General features: G+C 70.7%; 10 protein-coding genes. 2 read left to right on the forward strand and 8 right to left on the reverse strand.

What is annotated here, in order from left to right; all coding sequences use genetic code 11:
• Positions 1–65: 65 nt before the first annotated feature.
• Complete coding sequence (locus tag EV567_RS08780; protein ID WP_130438330.1) at positions 66–1,265, reverse strand: ROK family transcriptional regulator; 1,200 nt, start codon at positions 1,263–1,265, stop codon at positions 66–68.
• Between the two features lie 500 nt (positions 1,266–1,765).
• Between EV567_RS08780 and EV567_RS08785 the strand changes: the two genes are divergently transcribed.
• Positions 1,766–3,736, forward strand: a complete 1,971-nt coding sequence (locus EV567_RS08785) for an alpha-glucuronidase (protein WP_130438087.1) — start codon at positions 1,766–1,768, stop codon at positions 3,734–3,736.
• A gap of 16 nt (positions 3,737–3,752) precedes the next feature.
• On the opposite strand, the gene EV567_RS08790 is transcribed toward EV567_RS08785, so the two are convergent.
• From EV567_RS08790 to EV567_RS08815, 6 genes are read right to left on the reverse strand one after another with little or no spacing between them, the layout of a single operon-like run.
• On the reverse strand, positions 3,753–5,798 hold the full coding sequence (locus EV567_RS08790) for a beta-galactosidase (protein ID WP_130438088.1): 2,046 nt from the start codon (positions 5,796–5,798) through the stop codon (positions 3,753–3,755).
• Positions 5,795–6,475 (reverse strand): hypothetical protein, encoded by a 681-nt coding sequence (locus tag EV567_RS08795; RefSeq protein ID WP_130438089.1) that lies wholly within the window; start codon positions 6,473–6,475, stop codon positions 5,795–5,797. Before EV567_RS08795 ends, EV567_RS08790 begins: the two co-directional genes overlap by 4 nt.
• Entirely contained in the window at positions 6,472–7,980 is a 1,509-nt protein-coding gene (locus tag EV567_RS08800; RefSeq protein ID WP_130438090.1) for a GH39 family glycosyl hydrolase, read from the reverse strand. Before EV567_RS08800 ends, EV567_RS08795 begins: the two co-directional genes overlap by 4 nt.
• Entirely contained in the window at positions 7,977–9,629 is a 1,653-nt protein-coding gene (locus EV567_RS08805; protein ID WP_130438091.1) for an extracellular solute-binding protein, read from the reverse strand. Before EV567_RS08805 ends, EV567_RS08800 begins: the two co-directional genes overlap by 4 nt.
• Before the next feature lie 45 nt (positions 9,630–9,674).
• On the reverse strand, positions 9,675–10,556 hold the full coding sequence (locus tag EV567_RS08810; RefSeq protein WP_130438092.1) for a carbohydrate ABC transporter permease: 882 nt from the start codon (positions 10,554–10,556) through the stop codon (positions 9,675–9,677).
• Positions 10,550–11,539 carry a sugar ABC transporter permease gene (locus EV567_RS08815; protein WP_130438093.1) on the reverse strand — a complete coding sequence of 330 codons (990 nt, stop codon included), beginning with the start codon at positions 11,537–11,539 and terminating at the stop codon, positions 10,550–10,552. The genes EV567_RS08810 and EV567_RS08815 overlap by 7 nt, the downstream gene beginning before the upstream one ends.
• Before the next feature lie 281 nt (positions 11,540–11,820).
• Here EV567_RS08815 and EV567_RS08820 point away from each other — a divergent pair, with 281 nt between their 5' ends.
• Positions 11,821–12,825 (forward strand): acetylxylan esterase, encoded by a 1,005-nt coding sequence (locus tag EV567_RS08820; protein ID WP_130438094.1) that lies wholly within the window; start codon positions 11,821–11,823, stop codon positions 12,823–12,825.
• Between the two features lie 137 nt (positions 12,826–12,962).
• Here the strand turns inward: EV567_RS08820 and EV567_RS08825 are convergent, their stop codons facing one another.
• Positions 12,963–14,039: a lytic polysaccharide monooxygenase gene (locus EV567_RS08825; protein ID WP_242620721.1), complete on the reverse strand. Its 1,077-nt coding sequence runs from the start codon at positions 14,037–14,039 to the stop codon at positions 12,963–12,965.
• Positions 14,040–14,111: the final 72 nt, after the last annotated feature.

The raw sequence follows: 14,111 nt of genomic DNA on the forward strand, positions 1-14,111 counted from the left end.
CTCGGCCGCAAGTTCGACGTCAAGAAGTAAATACTTAACGAGATGGCAACGGCGTCATGCGTTCTCTAAGTGAAGGCGGGTGCCGCGACGGCGAGGGTGCCGTCCAAAAGGGTCGAATCACCCATCTCACTGAGGGCCAGCGCGAGCGCCCCGAGCACCTCCGCACGGCCCCCAAGTGCCCCGGGGAGCACGGAGAGCTGCCGCGCCGCACTGGGGATCGCGTAGCGGCCCACGGACTCCCTTATCGGCCCGAGCACCAGCTCGCCGGCCTCGGCGAGATCGCCGCCGAGGACGACCCGACTCGGGTTCAACAGGTTGCAGAGGTTGGCGACTCCGCTGCCGACATGACGGCCGACGTCGGCGATCACCCGGCGGCAGCCCGGGTCCCCGTCCCTGGCCAGCCGCACGACGCCCTCCATGGTGAGGTCGGTGCCGTGGCTCCCCTGGAGCAGTGGCAGGACGTACCGCGCGGCCGCGAAGGTCTCCAGGCAGCCGCGGTTGCCGCAGCGGCAGACGGGGCCGGACTCGTCGAGGGTGATGTGCCCGATCTCGCCGGCGGTTCCGCCGGGACCGCGGTAGATCTTGCCGTCTATGACCAGACCCGCGCCGACGCCGCTGGCGACCTTGATGTAGGCAAGATCACGTACGCCCCGGCCGCTGCCCCAGACCATCTCGCCGAGCGCGCCGAGGTTGGCGTCGTTGTCCACGTGCACGGGCACGCCGAGGCGGCCTCTCAGTTCCTCGGCGGGACGGGTTCCGATCCAGCCGGGCAGGATGGCGGAGGAGCCGAGCGTGCCGGACTCCAGCTCGATCGGGCCGGGGACGCCGAGGCCCACTCCGGCGATCTTCGACCGGTCCACGCCGGTGGCCTCGATCAAGCGGCTGACCAGCTGTTCCGCCCGGTCGAAGCCCTGTTGTGCGGAGGCGTCCACGTCCAGCGGCTCGGACTCCTCGGCAAGGACCTGGTGGGCCAGGTTGCCCACCGCGACCCGCAGATGGGTGTGACCGAAATCGACTCCGATGACGATGCCGGCGTCCCCGCTCAGCGACACGCTGCGAGCCCTTCGGCCGCCCGCGGAGGTGGGCGTGACCTCGACGGTTCCGCCGTCCTTCAGCTCCCGCACGATGTTGGACACGGTCGCCGCCGACAGCCCGGTCGTCCGGGCGATCTCCGCCTGGGTGAGTGACCCGGCCAGACGCACGGCCCGTACGACTCGCTCCAGGTTTGCTCGGTGCAGCGACGACTGCGACCCCGGAGTCTCCACGACGACCTCCTGCGCGCGGGGCCGCTTCGATGAGACCCCGTCCATGTCCAACTAGTGAACTCTAAGCTGAGCTGTTCGGGTCGCCTCCCGTCAAGAGGTTGAACGGTTTCCGCGTGGTCGAACACTTGGGCGCGGAGCGACCCGATCGGTGGTCGCGGGGTGTACGGGGGCAGGTGCGCGGTGTCGCCGGAAGGACCCTGCGCGGGGAGTTCATACCGGGACGGATACGGGCACAGGCGGACGATATGCGGCGCGTGCGCGACCCTGGGAGCGAGGGGTGCGCGTACGCCGCCTGAAGGCACGGGGTGCGTTTCCGCGCTCCCGCCGTCGACCTCCACGAAAGAGCCGGGGAAAGCGCGCCGGAAAAGCACAAGCCAGTGGCGTGAGAGGCGTTCTTGACACCCTCCGTCGCCGGGCCGCTACTGAAGTCTGCGTGTCCTGCGGGACAACGTTGTCCGGCACCGTGAGCGTGCGCGGTTTCCCGAAGGGGAGTTGTCGTCTTGAGTCGACCGGATGCGGCGGGCGTCGACCCCGCCTGGCTGCCGCCCGAGGCGTTTCGCGCCCTGGGGTTGCGGCGGACTCTGATCCGTGGGGCGGGGCCGCTGGTGGACACCGTGCGCGGCGAGGTGGCGAACGCGTGCGGACGGTTCGGCGGGCGGCTGGTCGAGGACGGCGGTTCGCCCGACCTGCTGCTCGAAGTGGCCGACTCGCAACGCGGGACGGGATCCGAGGGCTTCGTGTTCGCACGGGACGGCGGCACGACGACGGTCACGGCCTCCGACGCACGCGGGCTGCTGTACGGCCTCTTCCACGTCGTACGGCTCGGCGAGGCGGCGTTCGACGGCGAGTCCCCGCGCGAGACGCACCGGCCTGCGACGGCGCTGCGGATGCTGGACCACTGGGACAACGTCGACGTGCACCCCGTCATGGGCCAGGTCGAACGCGGCTACGCGGGCGGCTCCCTGTTCTGGCGGGACGGACGGGCGCGGGGCGAGCGGGAGCGGATACGGGCGTACGCGCGGCTCCTCGCGGCCTGCGGGATCAACGCCGTCTGCGTCAACAACGTCAACGTGCACGACGCGGAGGCGCGTCTGCTGACCGACCGGATCGGCGAAGTCGCCGAGATCGCCGAGGAGTTGCGGTCGTACGGGATCCGGACGCATCTGTCGGTCACCTTCGCCGCGCCGATCGTGCTCGGCGGGCTGCCCACGGCCGACCCCGTGGACGCGGCCGTGCGCGCCTGGTGGGAGCGGGCCGTGCGCGAGGTGTACGCGGCGATCGGGGACTTCGGCGGTTTCGTGGTGAAGGCGGACTCGGAGGGCCGCCCCGGGCCGTTCGCCTACGGCCGCTCACACGCGGACGGCGCGAACATGCTCGCCGCCGCGCTCGCCCCGTACGGGGGCACCGTGCACTGGCGGGCGTTCGTCTACGACCACCGCCAGGACTGGCGGGACCGCACCACGGACCGGGCGAGGGCGGCGTACGACCACTTCGCACCGCTGGACGGGGAGTTCGCCGGCAACGCGGTGCTCCAGGTGAAGCACGGGCCGATGGACTTCCAGGTGCGCGAGCCCGTCTCACCGGTGCTGGGCGCGATGCCGCGGACCAGGCTGGCGCTGGAGGTGCAGGCCACGCAGGAGTACACCGGCCAGCAGCGGCACGTGTGCTGGCTGGGCCCGATGTGGAGCGAGGTGCTGCGGTTCCGGCTTCAGGAGGAGGCCTGTGTCGGGGAGACGGTCCGGGGCGGGATCGTGGCGGTGTCCAACGTGGGCGACGACCCGTTCTGGACCGGGCATCCGCTGGCGCAGGCGAACCTCTACACCTTCGGGCGGCTCGCCTGGCGGCCGGACGCGGACCCGCTCCGGATCCTGGACGAGTGGATCGCGCTGACCTTCCCGGCCGCCCCCGAACGCCTGGCGGCCGGCCTGCACCGGGTGCTGGGCGGCTCCTGGGCGACGTACGAGAAGTACACGGCGCCGCTGGGCGTCGGCTTCATGGTGCAGCCGGGGCACCACTACGGGCCGAGCGTCGACGGCTACGAGTACAGCCCCTGGGGCACCTACCACTTCGCCGACCGCGACGGCGTGGGCGTGGACCGCAGCGCCGCCACCGGGACCGGTTTCGCCGCCCAGTACGCCAAGCCGTGGTCCGAGATCTACGAGACGCCCGGCACGTGCCCGGACGAGCTGCTGCTGTTCTTCCACCACGTCCCCTACGGGCATGTGCTGCACAGCGGGAAGACGGTGATCCAGCACATCTACGACACCCACTTCGAGGGCGTCGAGGAGGTCGCGGAGGCCCTGTGGGTGTGGGAGGGCCTCGCGGACCTGGTGGCGCCGGCCCGGCACGCGCGCGTGGCCGAGCGGTTCGAGGAGCAGTTGCGCTGTGCGCGGGAGTGGCGGGACCAGGTGAACAGCTACTTCCTGCGCAAGTCGGGGATCGGGGACGAGCGGGGCCGGGCCGTCTACTGAGGTCTGAGGGAACCGTCTACCGAGGTCTGAGGACCGCCACGCCCAGCGGGTCGAGGGCGAGGGGTTCGCCGCGCGCGTACCGCTTGCCGGTGAGCAGGTCGGTGGCGGCGGTGCGGGCGGTCAGGTGCGCCGGTGCGGGGGCGTGGTTGAGGAGGAAGAGGAGGTGCTCACCGGCGGGGGTGACACGGCCGGCGGTCTCGACGGCGGGCAGGTGGGCGTAGGGGCCGACGAGGCCGTGGCGGTCCAGGACGCGCCGGACGACGTCGTCGACGCCGCTCGGGTCCAGGGCGGTGGCCACGTACCAGGCCTCACCGTCGCCGAACCGGTTGCGGGTCACGGCGGGCGTGCCGGCGTAGAAGTCCGCACCGTACGTGGCGACCGGTTCGGCGCCGCGCGGTTGCACGATCTCGAAGACGAGACGGGCGTCGTGGCGCGCCTCCCCCATGCGCACGGGCTGTACGACGTCCTGCGGGCGGGCGTCCCACTCGTCCACGCGAATGCCCAGGAGGCCGGCGAGCGGGCCGGGCACGTCGGTGGGGAACGCCCGGTCGTGCTCGTCACAGCGCGCGGTGAGGAAGGTCGCGAGGAAGGTGCCGCCGCGCCGGGTCAGCTCCTCCAGGCGGGTGGGCAGGTCGCCCCGCATCAGATGCAGGACGGGGGCGAGGACCACGTCGTAGCGGGTCAGGTCGGCGGTCACGGGGACGACGTCCACGTCGGCGCCGGCTTCCCGGGCGGCCCGGTAGTAGGTGTGGACGACGTCCGGGTAGCGGACCAGTCGGGAGGGGCCGTCGGAGATCTCCAGGGCCCACCAGCTGTCCCAGTCGAAGAGGAGCGCGGTGCGGGCCGGGGTGCGGGCCCCCAGGGTGAGGTCCCCGAGCTGTGCCAGCTCCTCGCCGAGGGCGGCGACCTCGCGGAACACCCGGGTGTCGGCGCGGCCGGCGTGTCCGATGACCGCGCCGTGGTACTTCTCGCAGGCGCCGAGCGAGGCCCGCAGCTGGAAGTAGAGGGCGGCGTCGGCGCCGTGGGCGACGGCCTGCCAGGTGGCGAGGCGGAGTTCGCCGGGACGTCTGAGGGGGTTCACGTCGCGGCAGGCTGTCGTGGACGGGGTCTGCTCCATCAGCCAGAAGGGCGCGCCGTCCTTCAGGCCGCGGATCAGGTCGTGGGCGAGGGCCGGCCGGGTGGGCGGCGCGTCGAGGGGCGGGTAGTTGTCCCAGGAGGCGAAGTCCAGGTGGGGCGCCCAGCGGTGGTAGTCGAGCGGACGGTAGGCGCCCATGAGGTTGGTGGTGACGGGGGTGTCCCGGTCGTGGACGCGGATCGCCTCCTTCTCGGCCGTGAAGCAGCCGAGCAGGGCGTCGGTCATGAAACGCTGGTAGTCGAGGGTGGCGCCCTGGAAGGCGGTGTGGTCGGGGCCGCGCCAGTGCTCGGTGAGCGCGCTCGGGGGCTCGATCTGGTCCCAGTCGGTGTAGCGGTGCGACCAGAAGGCGGTCCACCAGGCGTCGTTGAGCGCGTCGAGCGTGCCGTACCGCTCGCGCAGCCAGCCGCGGAAGGCCTCGGCGCACAGGTCGCAGTGACAGGCGCCGCCGTACTCGTTGTTGATGTGCCAGGCGAGCAACGCCTCGTGTCCGGCGTAGCGTTCGGCGAGCCGGCCGGCCATCGCGGTGGCGAGCCGGCGGTAGGCCGGCGCGGTGGGGCAGAAGTTGTGGCGCTGGCCGTAGCGGTGCCGGCGGCCCTCGAAGTCGGTGCGGTTGACCTCGGGGTACCGCTTGGCGAGCCAGGGCGGGACGGCGGCGGTGCCGGTGGCCAGGACGATGTGCCGGCCGGCCCGCGCGACGCGGGCGAGGACGCGGTCCAGGAGGCCGAAGTCGTAGGAGTCTTCAGCGGGTTGGGTGAGAGACCAGGAGAAGACGCCGACGGTGAGGGTGTCGACGCCGGCCCGGGAGAACAGGCGGTGGTCGTCGTCCCAGACGCGCTCCGGCCACTGTTCGGGGTTGTAGTCGCCGCCGTAGGGGATCTTTCCGGTGCGCGGGAGGCGGCCGTCGTTTCCGGTGCCGGGGGCGGTCATACGGTGAAGTCCTCCTGGGTCTCGGCGATCACCGTGCGGCTCGTGTGCAGCAGGGAGAGCAGCAGCGGCGCGGCGAGCAGGGCGGGCAGGGCCTCGGTGAGCAGGGCGGTGAGCGCGCCGGTCAGCACGAGCAGGGAGGCGGCGGCGAGCGTGGCGCGGCCGTGCCGGAGCAGGAAGTACGCGGCGAGGCGGGCGGTGTCTCGGGCGCGGAACGCGAACAGCGAGGTGAGGACGAGGGCGTGGGCGCCCCACAGCAGCAGCGTCACGCCGGTCGCGCCGAGAAGCGCCGCCCACCAGCCGGGCAGTCCGGTGGCGGCGAATTGGGTGAGGGTGAAGGCGATCACGGTCAGCCAGGCCAGCAGGGGCGTGAAGAGCTTCAGCGCGGGCAGGGCGTTGAGGCGCAGGCCGCGCAGGTAGGCGCGGGCCGGGTGGAGGTCGGTGAGGTCGCGGCCGCGGTGGTGCAGGGCGTAGACGGCGGCGGACAGGGCGGGGCCGAGGGGCAGCAGGCAGAGCGCGGCGAGCGGCATACCGCCCGGGTCGGTGCCGAGGGACAGCAGGGCGGCGAAGCCGGGTGCGGCGGTCAGGAGCAGCAGCGCCTCGACGGTGAGCAGGGTGTGGACGAGGGCGGCGGCGCGGGAGAGGGGGCCGGCGCCGAAGGCGATCGGCGGGGTGCTCATCGCGGGTCCCTTCCGAGCAGCCGGCGCTCGTCCGACCATGGCGGCGCTTCCTCCTCGACGGGGCTGATCTCGACGAGGGTGATCTCGTGGCGGGTGAGCGTGAGGTCGAGGGCGGTCCGGCCGTCCTCGACGGGCAGCCGGAGATGGCCGCGTGCGGGCTCGGCCGCCTCGTGCAGGACGTCGAGCTGGTGCGGGCGGGGTGAGCGTGGGCTGCCCATCCGCTGCCATGCGGTACGGGCGTTGCCGTGCTCCTCGTCCACGGTGGACCGGCGGACGAACGCCTCCGGCCCGCGCAGGGGGACGGACAGCCGCAGGGTGTGCCGCTCCGGGCCGGGTGTCGTGCCGCTCGGGTCGACGGGTGCCCAGGCCAGGACGGTGACCCGGCCGTCCGGGTGCCGTGTCACCAGGTGGTCCGGGCCACGCGTCAGCAGTTCCTCGCCCATCCGCGCCATGAACGCGTACAGGTGGTACGTCGGCTTCCTCACCTGCCGGTGGGTGAGGAGCCCGAAGCCGCCGTGGAAGAGCGCGGTGGGGACGCCGGCCTCCTCGAACATGTCGCTGAACGTCCAGTAGGAGAAGGAGTCGGCGTGCTCATGGCCTTCCGCGAGGACGGGGGCCAGGTACGCGGCGTTGAAAGCGGTGTCGTGGACGGGGTTGTCGGGGCAGTACGAGGAGTTGAACTCGGTTATGTGGACCGGGAGTTCCGCCAGGCGGGAGCCCTTGAGCAGCTCACGGGGCGTGGCGAACTGGTCCAGGAGGCTCCGCGCGGGCGCCAGCGTCTGGTACGAACCGAACGGAACGTGCTGTGCCGGCCCCGAGGTGTAGGCGTGCTTGGACACGAAGTCCACGGGCACGTCCCGGCGTTCGGCGAACTCGGCGAAGCGGAGCAGCCAGTCGTCGGCGCCCGGCGAGATCGCGGGACCGCCGACCTGGAGGCTCGCGTCCACCTCCTTCACGGCGTGCGCGGTCACCTCGTAGAGCCGGTGGTAGGCGGCCTCGTCGGCGCCCTGCCAGAAGTCGGACAGGTTGGGCTCGTTCCACACCTCGATCGGCCAGGTGCGGACCTCGTCCAGGCCGTAACGGTCGACGAGATGGGCGAGGGTGGCGCGGACGAGGGCGGCCCACTCACGGTCGGAGCGGGGTGGGGTGACGTTGCCCTTCCACCAGAAGACCGTCTGCTCGCCGGAGGCCAGCCCCGTCGGCATGAAGCCGAGTTCGAGGAAGGGCCGGATGCCGAGGCCGAGGTAGGCGTCGACGACCTGGTCGACATAGGTGAAGGAGTGGTGGACGTGCCGGGCGCCCTCGTGGTCGTAGGGGCGGTGTACGCCCATGCCGTCACTGAGCAGGCCGTGGCCGCGGATGTACCGGAACCCGATGTCACGCTGGAGCAGGGCGAGGGAGTCCTGGTAGTCGCGGCGCAGGGCGAGTTCGATCCGGCCGGTGCCGACGCAGGTCCGCCAGGCCTCGGGGAGCCGGCCGGCCGCCTCGACGGGGACGCGGATCACTTGCTCTCCTTGGTGAAGCGCTCATGGGCCTTGTTGTGCAGGTCGACGAGTCGGTCCATGTTCTTGGCCTTCAACTCCCGCACGTAGGCGTCCCATTCGGACAGGGGGCGCTTGCCGAGGACGAACTTCAGCGTGTTCTGGGTGACGTGGTCCCTGAGCGGCGTGTCCCACAGGGTGGCCTGTTCCTGCTCGACGGACTGCAGCGGGTGCGCGGGCGCGATCGGCAGTTGCCGCCGCCCGGACATGACGTCCTGGAACTTCTTCTCGTCCGGGCTGAAGGAGGAGGAGACGAGGGCCCAGCTGCCGCCGTAGGTGAAGACGCCGTTGAAGAAGCCGTAGTCCTTCTGGAGGTCCTTCGGGGCGTCGGCGTCGGAGCCCATGAGGGAGATGCCGTCCTTGAGCCGGTACCGGCCGCCGGCGTCGGTGTAGGTGAGGCCCTCCACCCCCCACTTGGCGAACCGCTGCCCCTCGTCGGAGTACCAGAGCCAGTCGACGAACTGCATCATGGCGACGAAGGTGTCGCTCTCGAGGGCCCTGCTGGAGATCATGACGCCGTTCTCCAGCCGGGCGCCGCCCAGCACGACGGGCCCGGCGGGTCCGAGCGGTACCGGGATCATCTCGATCCGCGCGCCCTTGACCTGCCTCTCCAGGTTGTAGCGGTACTTCTGCACCAGCTCCTGGGGGTTGGCGCTGATCACGAAGGACTTCTCGGACAGCAGCTTCGTCACCGCGTCGTCGTCGGTCTGGGTGAAGCTCTCCGGGTCCATGAGCTTCTCGGCGACCAGTCTGCGCACGTAGTCGATCATCTGGCGGAAGGCGTCGGTGGCGCCGGTGAAGACGAACTTCTCGGTGCCGTCGTCCCAGCTGATGTTGTCGTAGGTCCAGCCCGCCCGAACCCCGTACGCCTGGCCGAGGTAGCTGAAGAAGGCGCCCGCGGGGAAGGGGGTGTTGGTGCTCCAGCGGTCGGTGAAGGGGTAGCGGTCGGGATACCGGTCCTTGATCGCCTTGAGGACGGTGTACACCTGGTCCCAGGTCGTGGGCGCGGTCAGGCCGAGCCGGTCGAGGACGTCCGTGCGCAGCGACAGCGAGTAGCCGGACTTGACCTTCTCGTGCAGGCCGGGCAGCAGGTAGTACTTGCCGTCGGACTGGCGGATGGAGTCCAGTTCCGGTTCCAGCCGCCACTTCCTCACCTTGTCCTGGAAGTTGGGCATCAGATGGACGTACTCGCTGACCGGGAGGATCGCGCCCGACGACACGAACGCGACCTCGGAGGGGTGGTACGTCTTGGGGATCAGGAACGGGGCGTCGCCGGCGCCGATGAGGAGGCTGCGTTTCTTCTCGTAGTCGCTCAGCGGGACCGACACCGGTTTCAGGGTGATCCCGGTGCGTTTGGTGAGCTCCTGCCAGAACGGCCAGCCGCTCTTCATCGGGTAGGCCGGGTTGTCGTTGTGCAGCACCGAGAAGGACAGCGGCCGGGCCGCCTTGAACTGCTGGCCGACGCGGTACTCCTTCATCGCGCCGTTCTGCTTCTTCGACAGGTCCTTGCCGTCGCCGTCTCCGCCGCTGCCGCAGCCGGTGAGGGCGGCGAGGCCGCCGAAGCCGGCGGCCGCGAGGATCTGACGCCGCGACAGGTTTCCTTGGTTCTTCACGGACGCTCCTTTGTTCGTCGAGCCGTTGCGAGCCTTCGGTGGCGCTCAGCCCTTCACCGCGCCGAGCATCACGCCCGAGACGAAGTAGCGCTGGACGAAGGGGTACACGCTGAGGATGGGCAGGGAGGTCAGCACGATGGTGACCGCCTGGATGTTCGCCGCGACCTGGCTGCCCTGTTCGGTGGTGGCGCCGGCGTTGGTGGCGCCGGTGGCGCCCGCGATGAGGTTGCGCAGATAGACGGTGACCGGCATCAGGTCGGTGCGGTCCATGTAGAGGAAGGCCGAGAACCAGGAGTTCCAGAAGGACACGGAGTAGAACAGCACCATCGTCGCGATGACCGCCTTGGACAGCGGCAGCACGATCCTGAGCAGGATGCCGTAGGTGCTCAGCCCGTCGATCTCTGCGGCCTCCTCCAGCTCGGCCGGCAGGCTCTCGAAGAAGGCCTTCATCACCAGCAGGTTGAAGACGCTGATCGCGTTCGGCAGCGCGATCGCCCACACGGAGTTCTTCAGGCCGAGGCTGGTGATCAGCACGTAGTTCGGGATGAGACCGCCGGAGAAGAACATGGTGAACACCGCGACCCCGACGAGGAATCCGCGCCCTCGCAGCTGCTTCTTCGACAGCACGTAGGCGTAACAGGTCGTCAGGACCATGGCCACCACGGTGGAAAGCACCGTGTACAGCACGGTGTTGCCGTAGTTGCGCCAGAACACCCCGTCCCGGATGACGATCTCGTACGTAGTGAGGTTGAACCCCTTGGGCCACAGGGTCACTTCACCGGCCCGGATCTGGCGTTCGCCGCTGAGGGAGCGGGCCACGATGTTGACGAACGGGTAGAGGGTCACCACCACGACCAGGGTGAGGATGACGCCGTTCACACCCTGGAAGGCGCGCTGGCCGCGCGTCGGCCGGCCGGCGCTCACCACAGGCTCGTTCCCACCGTGCGGCGCGACAGCTGGTTCGCCGAGGTGATCAGCACCAGCCCGATGACCGCCTCGAACAGGCCGATCGCGGCGGCGTAGCTGAAGCTGTTGGACTCGACGCCGGCGCGGTACAGGTAGGTGGAGACCACGTCCGCCGTCGGGTAGGTCAGCGGGTTGTAGAGCAGCAGGATCTTCTCGAACCCGACCGCCATGAACGTGCCGATGTTGAGGATCAGCAGCGTGATCATGGTGGGCCGGATGCCGGGCAGGGTGACGTGCCAGATCTGCCGCAGGCGGCCGGCTCCGTCGATACGGGCGGCTTCGTAGAGGTCGTCGTCGATCGTGGTGAGCGCGGCGAGGTAGAGGATGGTGCCCCAGCCGGCGGTCTGCCAGATCTCGGAGCCGACGTAGATCGTGCGGAACCACTCCGGTTCCTGCACGAAGCGGATCGGGTCGTGCCCGAACCAGCCGAGCGCGTGGTTGACCGGACCGTCCGTGGCCAGCATCTGCATGGTGATGCCGGCGACGATCACGATCGACAGGAAGTGCGGCAGGTACGACACCGTCTGCACGAACCGTTTGAGCGCCGTGCGGCGCACCTCGTTGAGCAGCAGCGCCAGCACGACCGGGACCGGGAAGCAGAAGACCAGGGTGAGCGTGCCGAGCCACAGGGTGTTGCGGAACACCTGCCAGAAGGTCGGGTCGGTCAGGAACATCTCCACATAGCGCAGCCCGACCCAGCGCTCCCCCAGGATGGAACCGCCCGGCTCGAAGCGGCGGAAGGCGATCACGTTGCCGATCATCGGCAGGTAGCGGAAGACCAGGAAGAACAGCAGCGGCAGCACGGCCAGCGAGTACAACTGCCAGTCCCGGCGCAGGGAACGCCGCCAGCCGCGCCGGGCGTTCGGGGCCGCCGGTCCGTGCCGGGTCTTCGCCGGCTGCGGCCGGGTGCCCGGCGGTGGGGCCGATGTGGTGGAGGTGCTCATGCTCGGGCCTCCCGGGGCGTCATCAGAAACGCTCGATCTCCGGACGCCCCGACATGGCGCGCCTCGAAACTTTCGTGCCCTTACCGGTAACTGTGCGGAAACGTAAGGGCACCCGGAAAGCCCTGTCAATGGGTGCTGCACGGCGGGCGGTTGAGGCGGAGCGGGCGTTGGAAACCCCGCCGGGCGGGGTAGGACCGGTGAGTCGAGTGGTACTGTCCTGGCGCAAATTTCTGGACGACGCACGCAACGATCGATCGCTCACGACCTGCGAGGTGCCGCCCGTGCCCGCGTTCGACCTGCCCCTGCCCGATCTTGAGCGCCACCGTCCCGACATCGACGAGCCCGCCGACTTCGACGCGTTCTGGCACGACACGCTGAAGGACGCCGGGCGGCACGAACCGCTGCTCTCGGTCCGGCCCGTGGAGACCGGCCTGCGACTGACCCGGACCTGGGACGTGACGTTCCGGGGCTTCGCGGGCGACCCGGTGCGCGCCTGGTACAGCCGGCCCGCGCGGCCTCGTGACGAGGAGCCGGCCGAGCCCCTGCCGGCGGTCGTCGAGTACGTCGGCTACGGCCGCGGCCGGGGTCTGCCCCATGAGCGGCTGACCTGGGTCAACGCGGGCTGTGCGCACCTTCTGATGGACAACCGCGGCCAGGGCGACCAGTACGGCAACGGCGGCGGCACCCCTGATCCGCACGCCACCGCCCCGGGCGGCCCCGGCCCGGCCGTGCGCGGGATCCTCTCCCCGCACGACTACCACTACCGCCGTCTGATCACGGACGCCGTGCGCGCAGTGACGGCGGTGCGGGCGCTGCCGGGGGTGGACGGGACACGGGTCGTCGCCGCCGGCAACAGCCAGGGCGGCGGCCTCGCCCTGGCCGTGGCGGGCCTGGTGCCCGACCTGGCCGCGACCCTGGTCACCGCGCCGCTGCTGTGCTGCGTGCGCCGCGCGCTGGATCTCACCGACGCCGGACCCTACGGCGAGATCGCCGCGTACCTGGGCGTTCACCGGGGGGCCGAGCGGGCCGCGTACCGCACCCTCTCCTACGTCGAGGGGGTCTCCTTCGCCCGCCGCGCCCATGCCCCGGCGCACTTCGGCACGGGGCTGCGGGACACGGTGTGCCCGCCGAGCGGGGCGTACGGGGCGTTCAACCGGTACGGGGAGCTGACGGGCGGTGCCGTCCGCAAGGAGATGCACGCGTACCCGTACAACGGGCACGAGGGAGGCGAGGCCGAGCAGATGCGGCGTCAACTGCTCTGGCTGAGCGAGGTCTTGGAGAAGTGACCGTCCTCACCGGTCGCCGGTGACGGCGGCCCGCCGGCAGGCCTCGGGCTCAACGTGCGGATCCGGTGGGCGGTCAGTCACGTCCGCCCACCGGATCCGTGTTCCGTCGTCCGCCGGGGCGGACCGAGCGGAACGGCTCAACCCACGCGGCAGGGGAGACCGGTGGCGCCGTCGCCGCCGGTTCCGGAGACCACGTATCCGAACGTCGCGCTCTGACCCGGACTCAACGAGCCGTTCCAGCCCGCGTTGTGGACCATCACCGCCTGGCCGTTGTAGGTGGCGGCGCCGTTCCACAGGCTGTCGACCTTCTGGCCGGAGGGCAGGGTCCAGTCGACCATCCAGCCGAGCATCGGCACGTCACCGGAGTCGGTGACGGTCACCTCGGACTGGTAGCCGCCGCTCCAGGTGCCGGTCGTCCTGCGGGTGGCGGTGCAGGCGCCGGGGACGGGCTCGGTCGGGTTGCCGGGCTCGTGGATGCCGGTGACCTCGCCGTTGCCGCCGTCGAAGACGACGTCGGAGCAGGAGTAGAAGGTCTCCTGGCTGTCGGAGCGCTGCCAGACCATGTAAATGATGTGGCGTCCCGACTTTCCGGCCGGAAGCCGGCCGTTCCAGCTGTAGTTGGCCTCGACCGTGCCGGGACTGCCCTTGAGCGGCGGGTGGTCGACGGAGAGGAAGGGGCGGTCCTCGATGTCGTTCCAGGTGAGGGTCCTGGTCGGGTCGAAGCCGTCCTTGGTGACGTAGACGTAGAACCAACCCGGGTGGGCGGCCCAGGCGTTGTAGGAGAAGTCGACGGACGCGCCGGCGGTCAGGTGGGTCAGCGGCCAGTCGCTGCGTGCGGCGTTGAAGCCGGTGAAGTTGGTGTTGCCGCCGCTGCACAGCTGCCCGTCGGGCACGAAGCCGCGGGTGCGGCCGGCACCGTCGGAGCGCAGCACCGAGAACCAGTTGTAGAACGGCGTGGTGCCGCTGACCTGTTGGGCGTTCTTGCAGGCCGGGTTGACGGGCTTGATCTCGCCGGTGTCGGTCAGTCCGTCCTGCCAGCACAGGAAGGTGCGGCTGCCGGGTTTCATGGGGGTGCCGTGGGCCTCGGCCCTGCCGCCGGTGCTGAGGATCAGGCCGATGGCGGGGACGGCGGCGAGGAGGGAGACGAGGACGAGGAGGAGGGCTCTGGCGCGTAAGCCCGGTCCCCTTTTTGCCATGATCATGACGCTTCGCATGACGGAGTCCGTCCTTCCGTGTACGGACCGTGCGGGTGGGGGGCGGTGCGGTGGAACGACGCGGCCCGAGGG

The sequence above is a fragment of the Streptomyces sp. BK239 genome, assembly GCF_004217285.1.
Lineage (GTDB): Bacteria > Actinomycetota > Actinomycetes > Streptomycetales > Streptomycetaceae > Streptomyces.